Here is a 20,305-nt window from a genome sequence, read left to right as displayed (position 1 = left end):
CGCAAATTAAACGCGCGGAGGGAATACGTAGATGAGCAAATTTATCGTCCGCGGCGGCAAACGATTGACCGGAACCGTCAAAGTTAGCGGTGCCAAAAATTCGGTGCTTCCTATCATCGCTGCCAGTCTATTGGGACAAGAAGGAGTTAGCGTCATCTCTGATGCGCCTCCTCTTGACGACGTTATGACCATTAACAAAGTTTTGGAATCGTTAGGAGCGGGCATTACATACCAGGATGAAGTCATCCGCGTAGATGCACGGAATCTGACTTCATGCGAAGCGCCTTACGAGTGGGTAAGCAAGATGCGCGCCTCCTTCCTCGTAATGGGGCCTTTGCTTGCGCGTCTGGGTTCTACGCGAATCTCGATGCCGGGCGGCTGCGCGATCGGAACACGTCCGATCGATCTGCATCTCAAAGGATTCGAAGCGATGGGAGCGACCGTTACATTGGGCGAAGGATATGTCGAGGCCAAAAGCGACGGCAGACTCCGCGGCGCGAAGATTTATCTCGACGTAGCCAGTGTAGGCGCGACAGAAAACATTATGATGGCAGCTACAATGGCTGAAGGCACAACGACGATCGAGAATGCGGCGAAAGAGCCGGAAATCGTCGACTTGGCCAACTATCTGAACGCTATGGGTGCAGTGGTTCGCGGCGCAGGTACGGGCACGATCCGTATCGAAGGCGTCGAGAAGCTTATCGGCGCTCCGCACACCGTTATTCCGGACCGGATCGAAGCGGGTACCTACATGGTAGCGGCTGCGATTACGGGCGGCAACGTCTATGTGGAAGGCGCTATTGCCGACCATCTGGGACCTGTCGTAGCCAAAATGGAAGAAATGGGCGTTACGGTCCTGCCGGACGAGAACGGAATCCGCGTGATTGCCGACAAGCCGCTTCGGGCTGTCGATATCAAGACACTTCCGTACCCGGGCTTCCCGACCGACATGCAGTCGCAGATGATGGCTCTGCTGCTCAGCGCAACCGGAACAAGCGTCGTGACCGAAACGGTATTTGAAAACCGCTTCATGCACGTCGACCAGTTCCGTTTGATGAACGCCGAGATCAAAGTCGAAGGACGTTCTTCGTTCGTCAGCGGCGAAACGAAGTTTGTCGGCGCCAAAGTAACGGCGACGGATCTTCGTGCGGGTGCAGCTTTGATCTGTGCCGGTCTAGTGGCGGAAGGTACGACGGAAGTTGGCGGTACGCATCACATCGACCGCGGCTACGTCAATCTGACCGAAAAGCTGGTAGGTCTTGGAGCGGATATCTGGCGCGTTTCGATGCCGGAAGCCTCCAAGGAAGCGGCAGCGGTACCGGAAACGGCTGTACGCAGCGAGTCGCCGGCTTTCACCGTTCAACCGACCTGGGCTTAACCTTTCCCGTTCATTCCTTTCGCTTTGCAAATCCAAGTTCTCTTGAACTTGGATTTTTTGCTTTTTTAGCCCCGATTTCCGCGGAATGCCCGTTGATGTAGGACCTATAAATATGGTATGTTAAAAGCTGGTAGTTTCTAGGGCGCCGACGGAAGCGCGCAGTAAAAAAAGCCGAATAACAAGGATGCTGGAGGCCGCGAAAAGACATGTTGAGCAAGGATATCGGGATCGATCTGGGCACGGCGAACGTGCTGATTTACGTGAAGGGCAAGGGAGTCGTGATCGACGAGCCGTCGGTTGTGGCCGTGGAGAGAGAATCGAAACGCGTTCTGGCTGTCGGCGAAGAAGCACGCCGCATGGTCGGACGTACGCCCGGCAATATCGAAGTGGTGCGTCCGCTGCGCGACGGCGTCATCGCGGACTTTGATATTACGGAAGCGATGCTGCGTTACTTTATCAATAAAGTAGGCGGACGAAGCTGGTACAGCAATCCGCGGATTTTGATCTGCGCGCCGACCAATATTACTTCCGTCGAACAAAAAGCGATCCGTGAAGCGGCCCAGCGTACCGGAGCGAAAGACGTTTACCTGGAAGAAGAACCCAAAGCGGCGGCAATCGGCGCAGGCATGGATATTTATCAGCCAAGCGGCAATATGGTCGTCGATATCGGCGGCGGAACGACGGATGTGGCCGTGCTGTCGATGGGGGACATCGTGACATCTTCCTCGATCAAAGTGGCAGGCGACACTTTCGACGAATCGATTATCCGTTACATTAAAAATAAATATAAGCTGTTGATCGGCGAACGGACGGCGGAGGATCTCAAGATCAATATCGCTTCCGTACATCCGGACGGCCGTCAGGCGGAAGTGGATATCCGCGGACGCGATATGGTCAGCGGTCTTCCTCGCACCGTATCGGTGACTTCGGCCGAGGTCAAGGAAGCGCTGGACGAATCGGTTGCGCTGATCGTCAGTGCCGCCAAATCGGTACTGGAACGCACGCCTCCGGAATTGTCCGCCGACATTATCGACCGCGGCGTCGTTCTGACAGGCGGAGGGGCCCTGCTGCACGGCCTGGACGATCTGCTCGCACACGAGTTGAGAGTGCCGGTCTGGACCGCGGAAGATCCGATGCACTGCGTGGTCAAAGGTACGCAGAAGATGCTCGACCACCTCGATCAAAGAGCCAAAAAAAAGTTTTGAAATTCGCTTAACTATTTCCCGGATCTGCCGATATATAATACAACAAGGCCGGGGGCTTTTTTTACGGAGCCCCAGCCGCATGGACACGGACGATGACAGCCTGACTATTGCACCTCCAGAAGTCAAACCGCATCCGCGATATCGGAAAGGGGAACACATCGAATGCTTAGAGGATTATATACGGCTACCGCAGGTATGATGACGCAGCAGCGCAGACACGATACGGTTACACAGAACATTGCCAACCTGAACACCACAGGCTACAAACAGGTGGAGAGCACGGCACGTTCTTTCCCGGAGGTAATGGTCGCTCTGCAAAACGGTGATGAAGGCCGCGATAACCGTCAGGTCGGCAAGCTGAATACCGGTGTGTTTGCCGAAGAGAGCATTTCGATGATGGTTCAGGGCGACGTGACGGAGACTCTGTCTTCGGACGATTTGGCGCTCGTTTCCGATATGCAGGTCGTGAATCCGCAGGGCGGAAACGTGGTGTTTGATGCTTCAGGCAAAGCGATTCAGGCAAACGGCGATATCATTTACAAGCCTCAGGCTTTCTTTAACGTAGAAAACCCGCAGGGCGGCGTAAGCTATACACGCGACGGTGATCTGCATTTGTCTTCGGACGGGCGTTTGGTGACTTCGATGAATCGTAACGTACTCGGACAGGACGGACAGCCAATCGTGCTGACCGGTTCGATGGACGACTACTGGGTGAGAGAGAACGGAACGATCTTCAACAAAGCGACAGGCGCGGCATCCGGACGGGTCGGCATCACGGTTGCGGAACAGGCGAACGGACTGACCCGCGACGGCGAAGGGCTGTTCACGGAGAAAACGCAGGGAGCGGCTTCGCTTCGCGCAGCGACGGACGCCGATCAAATCGATGTGAAGCAAGGGCATCTGGAGCGTTCAACGGTGGACGCGGCGCAGTCGATGGTCGACATGACAGCGGCACTCCGGGCTTACGAAGCCAACCAGAAGGTTGTGCAGTTCTACGATAAGAGCTTGGAAAAAGCGGTTAACGAAGTCGGAAGAGTATAACTAAGGAGGCACATTCATGAATAACTCGATGATCAGCGCTGCGGTGACAATGAACGGCCTCCAGCGCAAGCTCGACCTGATTTCGGACAATATCGCCAACGTCGACACGGTCGGCTACAAAGCCAAACAAGGCAGCTTTCAAGACACGCTGACCCGCGTACAGAACCAGGGCAAAGACTTCCAACTGGACGGCCGCCGTACGGATGCCGGTTTTAACCTCGGTTTCGGTGCCCGGATGAGCGAAGTGACGATCGACCTGACCCAAGGACCGCTCAAAGAAACCGGCAGTTTGTCGGATATTGCGATTGAAGGCAACGGGGTTTTCGAAGTTCAAGTCAATGGAGAGAAAGCCTGGACCCGCGAAGGCGGATTCCAATTGGCTTCGCTCGGCGACGATGCCCGGAACGTCTACCTGATGACCAATCAGGGACACCCGGTTATGGGCACTAACGGCCAGCCGATCCGGATTCCTGCCAATTCCAAACTGCAGGTTGACGGCGACGGTACGGTACGCGCTCTGAATCCCAATGGTACGAGTACACCGGCCGGCCGGATTTCCGTGGCACGGGTAGACCGTTCGGAAGGTCTCGTACAGACCGACGGCAACGTCTTCGTTCTGGCGGAAGGCGCAAACGAAGCGGAAGTGCTGACGAATACGGGAGTGACCGCTCAGGTCAGACAGGGTTATGTGGAACAGTCGAACGTCGATTTAACCGCGCAGATGACCGATCTGCTGCAGGTTCAAAGAGCGTATCAATTGGCTGCCAAAGCCCTCACATCCAGCGATACGATGGCGACACTCGCCAACGGGATCCGTCAATAACGGAATTCCAAGTCAATAAGCTTCATTATGAAAGAGTCCGAAGCTCCGGATTGATTCCGGGGCTTCGGACTTTGCGGCAAGGAGGAGTCGAAGTGGAAAAGGTGATGGATGAGCAAAGCGAAGTTCCCGTACGCCGCAAAAGAACGTTTGGCAGACGGATGCTTCGGTTTACTCTTTTTCTGCTTTTTTTCGTGTTGTGTCTGGCCGGAGGTATGGTGTTCGGTTATGTCTATATGGGAAAACAGGAATGGCAAGAAGCGCTTCGGCCCGAAACGTGGAGACATGTGTTCGACCTCGTTTTCGCTCCCTAGCCTTATGATTTTCGCCCTTGATCGGGATTGATGGAAGAAAGAGCCGTATCCAAACGCGAATCCGAGCCGTTCTTCGGGTCTTTGCGACCGGACGGCTCTTTTTGTGCTGCGGTTTTCCGCGATTTCTTTTTGCTGCTGGAAACTGTATAATGATGGGGGAAATTGCCGAAGGGAGTTTTGCATGTGATTTTGGATTCGCAGCAGATTCAAGAAATTATTCCGCACCGCCCGCCGTTCTTGTTGGTGGATCGGATTCTGGAGGTCGAACCGGGCAAAAGTGCGGTCGGCATTAAAAACGTAACCGTGAACGAACCTTTCTTTGCCGGGCATTTTCCGGGTTATCCGGTCATGCCGGGGGTATTAATAGTGGAGGCTCTCGCCCAGGTCGGAAGCGTCGCGATGATGATCGTGGAAGAAAACCGCGGCAAGCTCGGTTTTTTTGCCGGCATCGACGGGTTCCGTTTCCGCGGCCAGGTCAAGCCCGGCGACACGCTGCGGCTTGAGGTCGAAATGACCCGCTTCAAAGGAATGATCGGAAAAGGACACGCCGTGGCGAAAGTGGACGGGAAAGTAGTAGCCGAAGGCGACATGATGTTTGCGCTCGCGGACCGCGAATAATCGTACGGCTGCCTCTTCACCCCAACAATCCGGACAGGGAGGTACAAGAAATATGTTAAACGAAAAAACCGCGGCGGTAGTCAGCCAATGGCTGGAAGACCCAAGCATCGACGAACAAACCAAGCAGGAGCTGCGCGCGCTGGAATCGCAGCCGGATGAGCTGGAAGATCGTTTCTACCGGGAGCTCGAATTCGGAACGGGCGGACTTCGCGGCGTAATTGGCGCGGGAAGCAATCGCATGAACCGGTACACGGTCGGCAAAGCGACCCAGGGTCTGGCGGAGTACATACTCGAAACGGCGCAGGGCAAAGACGGGCAACCGTCTGTTGTCATTGCGCACGATTCACGCCACTTTTCACCTGAATTTTCTCTGGAAGCGGCTCTTGTCTTAGCGGCTAACGGAATCGTAGCCAAGCTTTATCCTTCTCTTCGCACAACGCCGCAGCTGTCGTTTTCGGTGCGTCATCTGCAGGCCGATGGCGGCATCATGGTTACGGCGAGCCACAACCCGCCGGAATACAACGGCTACAAAGTCTACAATCATGAAGGCGGACAGCTGATTCCCGACGAAGCGGAACGTGTGATCAGTCTCGTACAGGGCGTGCAGTCGTTTTCCGCAATCAAACGGATCACCCGCGAAGAAGCGGAAGCGCAGGGACTTCTGGTCTGGCTCGGCGATGCGGAAGACGAAGCCTTTATCGGGACCGTAGCCGGTCTGTCCTTGAGCCGCGAGCAGTTGGCCGCAGGCCAGGGAGACGATCTTCAGATCGTCTTTACGCCGCTGCACGGTACTGGCAACCTGCCGGTGCGCCAGGTATTGGAGAAAATCGGGTTCAAGAATGTGGCGGTTGTGCCGGAGCAGGAGCAGCCGGACGGGGATTTCCCGACGGTCAAATCGCCGAATCCGGAAGAACGTGAAGCCTTTACGCTCGCCATGAAGCTCGGCGAAGAGCTGAATGCCGATATTTTGATCGGCACTGATCCCGACTGCGACCGGATGGGCGCTGTCGTACGCAACAAAGAAGGACAGTATGTCGTCCTGAGCGGCAACCAATCCGGGGCGATCATGGTCGATTATGTGTTGGGACGTATGCAGGAAGCGGGTACGCTGCCCAAGAACGGAGCGGTAATCAAGACGATCGTAACCAGCGAGATGGGTGCGGCGATTGCCCGTCATTATGGAGCGGAAGTGCTGAATACCCTGACCGGGTTCAAGTATATCGGAGAAAAAATGACCCAGTTCGAACAAACGGGCGAGCACACTTTCCTGTTCGGTTACGAGGAAAGCTACGGTTATCTGGCCGGCAGTTATGCCCGCGACAAAGACGCCGTGCTGGCATCGATGCTGATTGCGGAAGCGGCGGCCTATTACAAAACGCAGGGCAAAACGCTGTACGATGTGCTTGAAAGCCTGTATGCGCAGTTCGGGACGTTTATCGAACGTCTGGAATCGCGCACGATGAAAGGCAAAGACGGTCTGGCCAAGATTCAATCGATCATGTCCGACTGGCGCGAGAATCCGCCGACGGAAGTCGCCGGCGTCAAGGTCGTACAGACTCTTGATTATGCGCAGGGTATCGACGGCCTGCCGTCGGAGAACGTGCTGAAGTATATCCTGGAAGACGATTCTTGGTTTGTCCTGCGGCCTTCGGGAACCGAACCGAAGATCAAAGTCTACTTCGCGGTACGCGGCGATTCGCTGGCGGGCGCGGAAGAATCGGTACAGCGCCTTGTTACGGCAGTGACAAGCCGAGTAGACGCCTAAACTCTATGATTCTGTTTGGCAGTTGATATCAGCCCGGCCGCACTCCGGAATTTGTAGGGAAGCGGCCGGATTTCCGGAAGTCCCGACGATGCCTCTTGCCGAAGCGCGCCGAAGCGGCGCGTTTCGGCAGGAGGCGTCTGACTTATCAACTTGAACAATGCCGGGATTTAACGCCCGGCAAGGAGGTATATCGAACTTGAGTCAGAAATGGCGGCAGTGGAATAAGGCTGCAGTAAAAGGATTATGGATTCTGGTGATTTTGGGGATCGTCGCATCTCTCCCGGTGGCTTATGATCGGATCCGGACAGAAGGAACGTCCAAAAATGTGGAAATGGTTTTCGATTACCGGGATCTGATTCAACTTTCGTCTTATCAAGGAAATCCCAACGCATTTATCAAAGAGCAGCTTAACGTATTGAAAGATGCCGGGATTCATACCATGGCGGTCTACGAAGCAACCCTGACCGAACTGTCCAACGCTCGCAGAATCACCGTATACAGCGAGCAGGATATGGCCCGTCTGACCGGCAAGATACTGACGGCCAACGAAAATGCTACATACTTGCTGTTTACGGATGCGGAATCCCAGCAGCAGATCGAACCGATCATTCGCAGCGCTTTTGACAGCCAGGAAATCGCGGTCGAAGATTGGACGTTTAACGATCGAAACGGTCTGAAGATTGCGACTCCGCTGCAAAATGCCGTATTGAAACCGATGGAGCCGGATCCAATCTCCATGAAGCAGATCGAAGCGGCCGGATTCCAACTGCTTCCGCGTCTGGGTAACAGCTCGGTTTACAACGAGGAGGCGCTTGCGTCTCTGCTGGATCGCTTCAAAGCGATGGGCGTTGACCGCATCTTGTTCGAAGGCGAAGAAGTGCCGGGATATGCGGAAGAACCGGATGAGCGGCATCTGGATCATTTTGCGGAACTTCTCAACGAACGCGGAATCGGCATTGCCGCGATCGAGAATCTGCGGGGCGCACAGCGCGGTTTCGAGACGCTGGCCAAGGAAACCAATTATAATGTGGCCCGTCTGTATTCGCTCAGCGGACGAGACTCGGCCCTGGATCCGGAAATTCTCTCCGATCGTTTCGCACTTGCGGCGAAAGACCGGAATATTCGTATGATGTTCATCCATACGGCGGTACAGACGAATAGTGTCGAAGGCCGGATTACCGACACGCTCGAGAATATCGTCGAAAGTCTGGAAGGACCGGAAGGCGCGATCCAGCGTATTCAGAATTACGGTTTCGAGATGGGAACGGCGTCTTCGTTCGAAGTGGCCGAAATGGCCGGACAGAACTATTTCCGCTGGATCTCCATCCTCGGTGCAGTTGCCCTGATTGCGCTGCTCGTATCGATTTTTGTTCCTCCGCTTACGCTGCTTTCTTTTGTAGCGGGATTGATCGGAGCCGTTGGGCTGTATGTGCTCCGTCCGCATATCATGGAACAAGCCCTGGCTTTGTTTGCGGCCATCAGCGCTCCGACGATCGCGATGGTGTTCGCGATACGCAAAATCGACCGTCTCCATGAGAACGGACGGAACTTTAGCGTGGGCAGACGATTGACGCACAGCATCCTGCTGTTCCTTCGTACAAGTGCCATGGCTTTGATCGCAGTTCCTTTTATTATCGCGCTCTTGAACCACGTCACCTATCAGTTGGTACTCGATCAGTTCCGGGGAGTCAGTCTGCTGCACTTGGCACCGATCGCGCTGACGGCTCTGTATGTGTTCTTCTATCGTAAAAACTCGGCTTTCGGAAGCGTCGGCAAGATTATGCGCATGCCGATTACGTTCGCTATGGTAGCCATCGCTCTGGTCGCGGCCGTTGCCGGCTGGTACTATCTGTCCCGCACAGGCAACAGCGGCAGCGCCAGCGGACTTGAGAAAACGTTCCGTACCCTGCTTGAAAATACGGTAGGTGTTCGGCCGCGCTTCAAAGAGTTCCTGATGGGACATCCGATCTTTATTGCCGGAGTATTTATCGCTCTGAAATATCGTCATGCGATCTACATTATGATTATTGCGTCTATCGGCCAGCTCTCCATGGTTGATACGTTCGCACATATTCATACGCCGGTCTGGATCTCGTTGGTCCGCGACCTGCTCGGCATGGGACTCGGCATTATTGTCGCTCTTGCCTTTGTGCTCGTATGGCAAATCATCGAAAGGTGTTGGAAGAAATGGTCGCCGCTGCTCGCAAAATTGTAATCTCGGGCTACTACGGATTCCGCAACAGTGGGGATGAAGCGGTACTCAAGTCGATTCTGACCGCTTTGGAGCAAGAAGGAAAAAGAAGCGGTATCGCGTTTGAACCGATTGTCCTGTCCGGGGACCCTTCCTGGACTTCGGGCATATACGGCGTCAAAGCGGTACACCGGATGAGCATGAAGGAAGTACGCCAGGCCATTCGGGAAAGCGACGGGTTGATCAGCGGCGGCGGAAGCCTACTGCAGGATGCGACCAGCTCGAAAACAATTCCTTATTACGTCGGCATTATCCGATTGGCTCAATGGATCGGCAAACCGGTCTTCATCTATGCGCAGGGGGTAGGCCCGGTCAGCCGCAAGCTTTTTTATCCCCTGATTCACGGTGCTTTCAAACGCAGCCATTATATCTCGGTTCGCGATCAGGAGTCGGCGCAGCTGCTGCAATCCATGCGAATGGACGGCAAACGCATCGAAGTGGTTCCGGATCCGGTCATGGGACTGCCGCTTCCGACAGGCGCCGTTTCGAAATTCCCCGCCGAAAAACCGGGAGATCTGCCGAAGATCGGGGTCTCGGTCCGGTTTTGGAATTCGGACCGCGCCGAGCTTTCGGGAATCGCCGAAGGCCTTCGCAAATTGGCAGAGAGCCGGAATGTCCATTTTTGTTTCCTGCCTTTCCATCTGCCGGATGATGAAGCGGCTTCCAACTACGTGATTGAGCGTATGGGCGACGTCGCTTCGCTCGGCTCCAAGATTACAACGCGCCAGACGGAAGATCCGCAGGCGATGCTGCTCGAAGTCGGCCGCTGTTCGGCGCTTGTCGGAATGCGTCTGCACAGCCTGATTTATGCCGCATCGCAGCGTGTGCCGCTGGCAGGTATCTCGTACGATCCGAAAATCGATAATTTCTTGAGCCGTCTGAAGGTTAAAGCGATCGGTACGAGCGAAGAAGTTCGTCCCGAACGGTTGTCCGAAGAATTGGCCCATCTGCTGGATGAGGCCGAGAGCTGGAAAATGGACCGGGAGCCGCTGATTGCCGCGCTGCAGGCGGAAGCGGCTCGTCCCGCGCGGGCGATCGCCGAATATTTTGCACAAAAAGGATGAGCGAAACCTATGAGTCAAACCCAGCGTGAGGATGGAATCGGACAGGTGCCGGTTACCCGAATCCTTGGAGTGAATGTGTCGAAGTTGGATATGGCGGGAACCGTAGAGGTTCTCGAACGCGCCGTGGCTTCCGGCAAACCGCATCAGGTCATTACCGCAAACCCTATCATGATTATGGCCGCACTCGAAAGTGAAGAGAATATGCGGGCCATGCGTGAAGCCGAACTGATCGTACCGGACGGTGCGGGGGTAGTCTGGGCGGCGGAAGAACTCGGGGATCCGGTCGCCGAACGCGTCGCCGGCTTCGATCTGCTGCACGAACTGATGAAGCGAGGCGAGCAGTTGGGATGGACCGCTTATTTGCTTGGCGCGGCGGAAGAAGTGGTTCAGGAAGCGGCCAGCCGGTTACAGAAACAATATCCGAAAGTTCGAATCGTGGGCGTCCGCAACGGTTACTTCGGAGAATCGGAGAATGCCGAAGTCATCGGGAATATTCGCCAAGCCAATCCCGATCTGCTGTTTGTCGCAAGGGACGCCAAGACGCAGGAACCCTGGATTGCCCGCCACAAGCATGAACTTGGAGCTGCGGTCATCATGGGAGTAGGTGGAAGTTTCGATGTCATTTCCGGCAAAACGAAACGCGCTCCGGTCTTCATGCAGAAGATGAGACTGGAATGGTTCTATCGTTTGGCCAAGGAACCTTCGCGTCTGCCGCGCATGATGGCACTGCCGCGGTTCATGCAAAAAATCAAAAAAATGAAAAAAAGCGTCAAATAAGCAGGGAACTACGGATGAATCCGTATATTCGTGCTGGTATTCGGCCGCGGGGCGCGGTATAATGATTCCCGGTTGAAACACATTGGAGGTTTGAGACAATTATGTTCATCGTCTATATTCTCGGTTTCGTACTTGCGCTCGGATTGGCTCTCGGTCTGACGCCGTTGGTCAAACGCTTCGCCATTAAGGTGGGAGCCGTAGACGTACCGAACGCCCGTAAAGTGCATACGCGCATCATGCCAAGACTTGGCGGACTCGGGATTTTTCTCGCTTTTGTCATCGCGCTGCTGGCCGTCATGCCTTTTCTACCGTTCGAATTGTCGCAGCGAGACGGGAACTTCATCAAAGCCTTCCTTGCGGGCGGTGCGATCATCGTACTGACCGGCGCCCTGGACGATCGTTTCGATTTGAACGCCAAACTCAAATTTCTTATTCAGATCGCCGCGGCTTCTGTCGTCGTATTCGGATTCGATATCAAAGTCAATTTCGTGAATATCCCTTTTATGGATGCTTATTCTTCGCTTGAAAATTGGATCGCCATTCCGCTGACCATCTTCTGGATTGTCGGCGTGACGAATGCGGTCAACCTGATTGACGGTCTGGACGGCTTGGCAGCGGGTGTATCCGGTATCGCGATCGGTACGATCCTGGTGATGGCACTGATCAACGGCAATCTGCTCGTTGCTCTGCTCTGTCTGCTGCTGCTCGGCGGGATTATCGGATTTCTGTTCTTCAATTTCCATCCGGCCAAGATCTTCATGGGCGATACGGGCTCCTTATTCCTGGGATTCAGTCTGGCCATGCTTTCGCTGCTCGGTTTTAAACAGATCGCCGTATTGTCCTTCATCACGCCGCTAATCATTATCGGCGTGCCGCTGTCGGATACCTTCTTCGCAATTGTGCGCCGCAAGCTTCAGAAGAAGCCGATTTTTGCGCCGGACAAAGGCCACCTCCATCACTGCCTGCGCGAACTCGGATTCAGCCATCGCCAGACGGTGCTGATTATCTATGGAATCGCGGCATTTTTCGGAGTCCTGGCCGTCATTCAATCGGCTTCGGCCATGTTCGAGGCAAACTGGGTGACTTTCGTCGTCATCTGCGTGATGATGTTCTTTATGCAGATCGGCGCGGAGGTCATCGGGCTGGTCGGACAGACCAAGCGGCCCGTTCTGCAGTTCCTTTCCCGGCTGCGGGTCAAACCGGAAGACCGCACGGAACCTTAAGCGAATGTTTAAGCGAAAAAGCCTTACTTCATCGTTCAATCGATGGAGTGAGGCTTTTTTAATTCATAAATTAAGGGGTTTTTATAACATATCGCGTCGACCTGGCCGATAAAAAATATAATGACGCATAGTAACAGGAAATGAGGGAGATCCATTGGAGAATGGCAACAACAACACGGCGTTCACTGAACGTACGTCGAAAAGGGGAGCTGTACACGTGGGTAAACAAGGCATTAAGTCTCTGCTGAGCTTAATGATGGCAGTCGTATTGATCTTCACGCTGCTTCCGGTCTATCCGGCAGCCGCTGCAGGGGGAAGCCTCAAGATAACGAACCTTAGCCCCGATCGGAAAGCGCCGACAAACAGTGCGAACGGCAAAGTGGATATCATCGGTACTTTCCAAGATGTAAATACTTCTACAATTACTTATGTAATCGAGTCCATGGTCGGAGAGAAAGTTGTAGGAAGCAGCAGCGGCGGCGACCGTCAACCCGATACAGGAGATAACAAAACATTCAAATTTTATCAAGTCAGCGTGAAATCCGGACTTAACCGGATTACGGTTAAAGCGACGACGACAACCGGCCAGGAAGTTTCCAACCAGGCCTATGTTACTTTCATCGATGCGCCTAACCTCTCTTCGGTAAAAGTTGGAGCCGATGATACGCAGGAAAATGTACCTTTTGTCGTGTCTTCGCAAACGCCTTCCATTACGGTGGAAGCGCCGAACGCGATAGACGTTCTGCTGAACGGCAACTCGATGTTCAGCGGCGGGGCGGGAACATTCTATGCGACGCCTACGTTGACACAAGGATCGAATAAACTGACGTTTGAGGTAAAGTCCACGACTTCTTCTTATGCAGAAACGCGTACCTTGGTTTATTACGACGGGAACGCACAGGTTTACAACACGAGTATCGGAACGACTTCGATCGAACCGAATACGACCGTATCCGGTGCTCCGGCGGGGCAGATTTCCGGTGAAGTGGTACTGGCTATGCCGGCCGGAGGAGCGCCGACCGGTCCGATCAGCGGGAAGATCACATTCAGCAAAATCGTTTCCGGCGCAGCTCAAGTGTATCCGGATTTCAATGAAGCTACAGTCACATTGAACAAAAAAGATACGGTAGGTACGTCGTTGGTTATTTACAGCTTCCAGACAACGGACAGTTTGCAGGCGCTGGATTCCGGTGCCTATCAGATCGACCTGAACGTAAACGGACAGCGGGCCACTGTGAATTTCAAAGTTCGCGGAACCAACGATGCCTACATCAAGAATATTTACCAACTTTACGGAGTAACGAACACGGACAGCAGCGTCAGTGCCTACAGCAGTAAAGTGGCTTTTGATGCGGGAACAACGCCATACGTTTCCGTACCGGAACTCCCGCTCTGGATTGCGGTGGATATAGCCAATGCGGCTACAGTAAATATCAAAGTCGACGGTACTGCTATTCCCGCGAGTAACTATAAGCCGTTTACCGATGCAAGCGGCACCAGCTATAACATTTATCAAATCTCTAAACTCAAAAGCGGACGTCAAACGCTGACCTTCGAATCCGGCAGCGACTCGATCTCCGTGCCGATCAACTATCAGTCGGCTCCGTATATCCAGGTAACGAACCTTTATAATGAACAGGTCTTTACGAGTGCGGACGAAATCGAATCCGTACAGGGCCGCCTGATCAACTTTACGTCCGATACCAATACGATCACCGTCGGCTACAGCGGACGCACCAAAACGGTGACTTCCACTGACGGAACCTTCTCGCTCAACTCGAAGGAATTCCCGCTGACTCTGACGCCGGGGTCCAACACGCTGACGCTGTCGGGCACAACGGACGGCAAGAAAATCACGACTACGTTGAATTTGTTCTTTATCGAGAATGACAGCATCCAAATCGAGAACTTCCATCCGCTTCCGGTCGATGCGCTGAAACAGGATAACGCTTTGTTCATCCCGGGCGAAGCCGATCAGTACACCACCAACGAACTGTCGATGGACGTGGAATACTCGATCGCTCCGGCCGATACGGCGGACGAGATGATTATCCGTTTGGATGGCAACAAGAAAGAAACCCGTTTGACCCGCGGAACAGGAACTTCCTGGTCGCAGTCTACGGGAGAACTGAAGATCAGCCCCAAAGCGGGAACCGTAAACGGCTTCATTATTGAAGACCTGGCCCTTCCGACAACAGGTGATCTCAAAGTAACGGTATATGTCCGCAAAGGCACATCGACGACTTCCAAGACTTTGACCGTAACGCGCGAACTTCGTCCGTATACGATCTTGTCCCCGAAACTGCCGAACGAGAGCGTCATTACGCAGAACTTCATTGACGTCAGTATTCAGGCAGAAGGGGCAACAAGCATCTTGGTAGGCAAACAGGCTTTGGAAAAAGGCGAGAAAGACATTTTCCGCGGCCGTTTGACAGGCTTGAAAGCGGGCAAAAACACAATCAAATTTACGGTAACTTCCGGAACGACCAAGACAAACGGTTCGTTCGACATCAATTACTCTTCCGAGATTGTGCAGGGCGCACAATACAGCACGGTTATGCCTTCGGGCGGAAAGCTCAAGCTCTTCAAGGGCGATCTGCAAATTTCGCTTCCAAAAGGCACGCTTCTTAGAGAAATCAATCCGATGCCGGGCAGCCAGTCCCCGACAATCAGCTTGTTCGACAAACAGGAACTGCTGGTCGGAATCGCAAGTCCGCTCGACGGACGCACGCTTAAAATCTACAATCAAGTCAATGTAAGCGACGGCCAGGGCGGATACCGCGACGGCCAGCTGAAACTGTTGGAATCCAACGGTACGATGGTCAGCCGCATGGTGCCGAAGCCGCACTTCGGTTATGCTTCCAGTCTGTACTGGACCGACGCCGGATATTTCGCCTCGACTGCGACCAGCGACGATTACAAGACCATTCCGGGCAACCAGCCGTACACGACTCCCGGTTTTGAAAGCCGTTCGGCCAAACAATGGCTGGAACCGACACAAACGGGTACCATCACGATCAAGTATGATCCGAAACTGGTCAATGCTTCCGCCGGAAACCTCGGCATCTGGAAATTGAACGGGAACGAATGGGTCAACCTGGGGGGGACTGTCAACAAATCCGCCAAGACGGTTACAGCTCCATTTGACGGATTTGGGTACTACGCGGTATTCGGTCTGCGCTACAGCTACGGCGATGTCATCTCCCAAGCCGATCTGCGCGAATCCGTAGAAGTGATTATGTCCCGCGGCGTCATGAAAGCAAAAGACGCCAATGAATTCGGAGTCAACGAAGTCATTACACGCGGAGAATTTGCAACGATGCTGGTCAAAATGCTCAATATTCCTCTCGACTACGATGAAGACATCACCAAGCGTACCTTTGACGATGTCGGACCTGTAACGAACCAGTACATGGATTACCGGTATATCGAGACGGCTGTACGTAAAGGGATCATCCGTGGTACGGGCCCGAGGGTATTCATGCCTTACAATACGCTCAGCCGCGAAGATGCGACCATGATGATCGCAAGAGCGATGAATCTTAAACTTACAGATAACAAGAAAGCCAAAGCCGGACTCGAAAAATCGTTCACGGATGCAACGACGATCAACGCGAGTTATGCAGGAGCCGTTCTTGCCGTAACCAAAGGCAAGTACATGGAAGGAAAAGCGAATAAACTGGAAGAAGGACAAAAGAAGGCAACTTACCGCTTCGACCCGAAAGCTACGTTTACACGGGCCGAAGCTGCGGATATTGCCGTCCGAGTCATGACCAAGATGAAGTCTTTATAAACCGTAAATCGGAATAAACGCAACTAAATCAAGGAACGGAGCGTCTCTATACTTTGGAGGCGCTTCGTTCTTTTTCATGCCGGCGGGCTTCCGTGGAAACATTGTCCAAAATGGTTTTTGTAATTTGAAGCGTTTTACGTTAAAATAGCGAATAACAATACTATCTGTGAGGGTGAATATGGGTACGATGAAACCGATTAAGTCGAAAGCTCAGATTGATTATATGAAGGCCAAAACGAAATTCGAAGAGCGTTCCAAGGTATTGGAAGCTCGCGTAGCGGAAGAGCAGAAGGAACAGGAAGTTGAACAGGAGATCATGGAAAAGCTTGTGTTGGAGACCGGATTCCATGATGCCTTCAACGAGCTGGCCGAAGCGGAGAACGAATTGATCTCCTGGTCCCATTCCACGATCAAGCATGACAAAACTTACAAAGACAACAAAAGGCCGATCGACGAAATGTACGAGAAGCTCGACTCCGATCCGCAGATGCGGGCAAGAATCATTCAGCTGGCGCTTCGTATCCGATAAACGCCGGAAATCTTCTATGGGGTATAGAAATTGTAAAAAGCGCCGGCTTCGGCGCTTTTTGCGTTTATAGAGACGATGGAAGGTTTAAGTAAAAAAGTAGGCAGGCTTGAAATGGAGTTCGTTTATTCGTTTTATAGACAGCTTCAAAAAAAACGAAAAAAAACTTTTAAAAGATCGCAACTTTTTTGTAACCTATTGCGTCTAAGTCATTGAGTGTCAAAACAAGGCGGTTAAAACTCCTGGTTTTCCAAACTTTGGCCGTAAATCCGTAAAGTTGTGTGCGCTTGTGCGAAATTGGACTTTACGAGGGTTAGCGACCAATGTATAATACGGGAAGCGGGATTGGGCATCCTTTGTTTTGGGCTTACTTATCCGACACCATCGTTTTTAAGTTTCTGTGATACCCGTCACAGACCTCATTTATACTTAAACCTGCTCAACTCTGGAAAGGGGGTGCAATCAGCTAATGAGTAACATGAGCGAATGCGAACCAACTACAGACAAAAAAAACACAGTTACACTCCAAGGAGGAGAACACAAAGGTATGAAGAAAATTGTATCCCTGGCCCTTTCTACGGCTATGGCTCTCTCGATGTTCGCTTCGGTCAGCTCCGCAGCAACAATGACTACGCAAGAAAAGTATGACGCACTGGTAACTCAAGGAATCTTCGCTGGTTACCCTAACGGCCAAGCTTACCTGGACAAAGACATGACTCGCGCGGAATTCGCAAAAGTCGTAGCTCTGCTCACTAACCTTGACACTACGGCTACTGGTACTAACTCTTACCAGGACAAAAACTATGCGAACGCTTGGTACAAATCTTACGTGGAAGCCGTAACTAAAGCCGGCTACATGAAAGGTACAACAACTGGAGCTAAAAAACTGTTCAACCCGAACGGTAAAGTAACCGTTCAAGAAATGGCGGCTACACTGGTACGCGCAGCTAAGCTGGAAATTCCTACTACAGGAATCAACAACACAGCATCGGCTTGGGCTAAAGGTGAAGTACAAGCAGCAATCAACGCTGGCCTCGTAAGCGGAACAGCTAACTTCTCGGCAGCTGCAACTCGCGGCCTGCTGGTTGACACGGCTTACGCTTACCAAACTGCAGTAGTTAAACCGGCTGTAACTTCTTATGAAGTAACAGACAACGGCGCAACTGTAGTGTTCACACTGGTTAACGGCGAGAAAGTAACAGTTAAACCTGCTACTGCTCTTAAGCCTAACGTAGCCACAACAGTAACATTCACTTACGCTGGCAAAGAGTACAGCGAAAGCGTAACTTGGAAAGTTACTACTGCAACTGCAGCAACTGCAGCAGCAGCAACTAACCTCAAAGAAGTTGACGTAACGTTCAACGGTGAAGTTAACGCATTGACTGCAGAAGATGCTGGCAAATACGCGATTACTTCGTTGGCTTCGGACGCTGTTGAGTCCGCTGACCTGCTCGAAGGCAGCAACGTTGTTCGCCTGACACTGAAAGACGGAGTTAAATTCGTCAACCAAAACGATTACACAGTCACAGTTACTGGTGTTACTGCCGGTACGACTACACTGCCTACAGCTAGCCTGACGTTCCGTCCTCTGGACAACGTTCTGCCTACTGTCCAAGCCGTTAAAGGCCTGGGAACAAAAGCAGTTAAAGTAACCTTCTCCGAGCCAGTAGACGTTGTAAACTCCAACAACTTCCAAGTTAACGGTGTTGCATTCGTAGGTTCGGTAGCAAAAGCTGGTAACGATCGTGAAGTTATCCTGCGTCCTTACACTGCATTCCCAGTTGGAACGCACACTCTGACTTCTTCGCTCGTAACTGACTATGCTGGCCTGAAATCGTTGAGCGGAACTAACGAATTCACAGTTGCAGTAGACACTGAAGGTCCTACAGTAACTGAAATCCAAGCTACATTGGAAAAAGCAGTAATCACTTTCAATGAAGATGTGGATATGAATACAGTAGCAAGAACTGACTTCTACTGGGTATCCGGTACGACTAACCACTATGCTAACAGCGTAAAACAAATTTCGGGCAACAAATACGAAATTACTTTCAACGAAGCTGATCGCCTTCCAGCAGCCGCAACTACACTGTTCATCGACAGCGTAAGCGACTACTCGGGCAACGTGAACACAGTGAAGCAATTCACAGTGAACGCAACAGTTGACCAAACTCGTCCTGTTGTAACTGAAGTTAAGTTCAACAACACAAACGACGATACGCTGACTGTTAAATTCAGCAAAAAAGTACAACTGCCTGCTAACGGCAGCTTCGTAATCACAAATGCAAGCGGTACGGTTCAACCTGTTGAACTGGTGAGCTTGGATGCAGCTGGCACTACTGCAACTGTAAACTTTGTGAACGACAACCTTGCTTCCGGTTCGTACACACTGAACGTCTCCGGCGTTAAAGATACGACTCTGCTGCAAAACACAATCGAGCCTTACAAAGCTAACTTCTCCGTAGGCGATACAGTTAGACCTAAGGTATCGGGCGATGTTTACGGCGTAAACTCGACTACAGCAAACAGCACGATCACTATTTCGTTCAACGAAGCTATGGATCCTACAACTCTGTCCGATCCTAACAACTACCTGCTGACATTGGCTAATGGTGGCGGACAAGTTAGACTGCCTAGCACGTCGAACATCCGTATCGCTAACGATTACAAGTCGGTAGTAATCACACTGCCTTCCACAATCAACAACCAACCGGCAAAAGTAGGCGCAGTTACTCCAGTTGTTGCAAATACAACTTACGTAACACAAATCAGCCTGATCGGTTTGGAAGATGCTGGCGACAACCTGATTGAAAATGCAGGAACTGCTCTGCCGGTCGTAATTACGGCTTCTGCTACAATCACTGGCGTTAAGCAAACTAACGAAAACACGATTGAAGTAACATTCAATCAAGCTATCGAAAATGCTAGCACTAACGCATTCGCAGTAACAGGAACAACAGTTAGCGGAGTAACGGTTAGCGGTAATACGGTAACTCTGACTACAGCTAACCTGGGTACAAACAGCAACGTTACTGTTAACGTAGCTGATCCTACACGCATCCAAACAGTTTCGGGTATTGCAGCTGCAGCTAGTGCTACTCCTGTAACTGCAACAGATGCTGTTGCACCTAAGGTTCCGACTACTGTAACGAGCCTGGTTTACACAGCAGCTGGAATTCAGCTTCCATTCTCGGAAAATCTGTCCGCAACTAACGCTGGACTGATTGCTGAAGACCTGATCGTTCTTAACACAGTTACTGGAGATCGTGTAAGTCCTCAAGATTACACTACTACAGTAGTACCTGCTACAGCGACAGCTTCCGCTTACGTAAACATCGTACTTGATGCAGACGTAGCTGGACGTCAATTCTCCGTAGCGGTTCGTGCAAACGCAGTGTACCTGAAAGATGCTACTGGCAACGTTGCAGCAGCTCAAGGACCTTTCGTAACACGCGCTTTCCAATAATAATTTCTAATCATCATTGAAAGAAGCCCCCTGACGAGGGGGCTTCTTTTTTTGTTTTATTTGA

At 52.2% G+C, this 20,305-nt stretch carries 14 protein-coding genes; all 14 read left to right on the top strand.

All coding sequences use genetic code 11. From position 1 onward, the window contains the following. Positions 1-31 precede the first annotated feature (31 nt). The 14 genes from murA to HOP44_RS18100 all read left to right on the top strand — a co-directional run bounded on the left by murA (position 32) and on the right by HOP44_RS18100 (position 20,241). Positions 32-1,378, top strand: coding sequence for a UDP-N-acetylglucosamine 1-carboxyvinyltransferase (murA, locus tag HOP44_RS18165; protein ID WP_172255988.1), 1,347 nt, complete (start codon positions 32-34; stop codon positions 1,376-1,378). A gap of 206 nt (positions 1,379-1,584) precedes the next feature. Next, positions 1,585-2,583: a rod shape-determining protein gene (gene mreB / locus HOP44_RS18160; protein ID WP_172255986.1), complete on the top strand. Its 999-nt coding sequence runs from the start codon at positions 1,585-1,587 to the stop codon at positions 2,581-2,583. Between the two features lie 162 nt (positions 2,584-2,745). Beyond that, positions 2,746-3,624, top strand: a complete 879-nt coding sequence (locus HOP44_RS18155; protein ID WP_172255984.1) for a flagellar hook-basal body protein — start codon at positions 2,746-2,748, stop codon at positions 3,622-3,624. A gap of 16 nt (positions 3,625-3,640) precedes the next feature. Then, positions 3,641-4,447 (top strand): flagellar hook-basal body protein, encoded by an 807-nt coding sequence (locus tag HOP44_RS18150; protein ID WP_172255982.1) that lies wholly within the window; start codon positions 3,641-3,643, stop codon positions 4,445-4,447. Between the two features lie 92 nt (positions 4,448-4,539). Beyond that, entirely contained in the window at positions 4,540-4,758 is a 219-nt protein-coding gene (locus tag HOP44_RS18145) for a DNA-directed RNA polymerase subunit beta (protein WP_343059952.1), read from the top strand. Positions 4,759-4,944: 186 nt separating this feature from the next. Beyond that, a complete protein-coding gene (gene fabZ, locus HOP44_RS18140; RefSeq protein WP_172196402.1) occupies positions 4,945-5,376 on the top strand; it encodes a 3-hydroxyacyl-ACP dehydratase FabZ in 432 nt (143 codons plus the stop codon). A 52-nt stretch (positions 5,377-5,428) separates the two neighbouring features. After that, positions 5,429-7,141 carry a phospho-sugar mutase gene (locus HOP44_RS18135; protein WP_172255980.1) on the top strand — a complete coding sequence of 571 codons (1,713 nt, stop codon included), beginning with the start codon at positions 5,429-5,431 and terminating at the stop codon, positions 7,139-7,141. Positions 7,142-7,298: 157 nt separating this feature from the next. Continuing rightward, positions 7,299-9,356: a DUF5693 family protein gene (locus HOP44_RS18130; RefSeq protein ID WP_425501895.1), complete on the top strand. Its 2,058-nt coding sequence runs from the start codon at positions 7,299-7,301 to the stop codon at positions 9,354-9,356. After that, positions 9,329-10,456 carry a polysaccharide pyruvyl transferase CsaB gene (csaB, locus tag HOP44_RS18125; protein WP_172196368.1) on the top strand — a complete coding sequence of 376 codons (1,128 nt, stop codon included), beginning with the start codon at positions 9,329-9,331 and terminating at the stop codon, positions 10,454-10,456. The genes HOP44_RS18130 and csaB overlap by 28 nt, the downstream gene beginning before the upstream one ends. A 9-nt stretch (positions 10,457-10,465) precedes the next feature. Continuing rightward, on the top strand, positions 10,466-11,233 hold the full coding sequence (locus tag HOP44_RS18120) for a WecB/TagA/CpsF family glycosyltransferase (protein WP_172255976.1): 768 nt from the start codon (positions 10,466-10,468) through the stop codon (positions 11,231-11,233). 101 nt (positions 11,234-11,334) lie between these two features. After that, a complete protein-coding gene (locus HOP44_RS18115; protein ID WP_172255974.1) occupies positions 11,335-12,456 on the top strand; it encodes a glycosyltransferase family 4 protein in 1,122 nt (373 codons plus the stop codon). A gap of 217 nt (positions 12,457-12,673) precedes the next feature. Then, entirely contained in the window at positions 12,674-16,249 is a 3,576-nt protein-coding gene (locus HOP44_RS23185) for an S-layer homology domain-containing protein (RefSeq protein WP_172255972.1), read from the top strand. 187 nt (positions 16,250-16,436) lie between these two features. After that, complete coding sequence (locus tag HOP44_RS18105) at positions 16,437-16,778, top strand: hypothetical protein (RefSeq protein ID WP_172255970.1); 342 nt, start codon at positions 16,437-16,439, stop codon at positions 16,776-16,778. 544 nt (positions 16,779-17,322) lie between these two features. Beyond that, positions 17,323-20,241: an S-layer homology domain-containing protein gene (locus HOP44_RS18100; RefSeq protein WP_172255968.1), complete on the top strand. Its 2,919-nt coding sequence runs from the start codon at positions 17,323-17,325 to the stop codon at positions 20,239-20,241. Positions 20,242-20,305 lie beyond the last annotated feature (64 nt).

It is taken from the genome of Saccharibacillus deserti (genome assembly GCF_013618475.1).
In the GTDB taxonomy this organism is placed as follows: domain Bacteria; phylum Bacillota; class Bacilli; order Paenibacillales; family Paenibacillaceae; genus Saccharibacillus; species Saccharibacillus deserti.
This window is presented reverse-complemented; position numbering and strand designations above follow the sequence as displayed.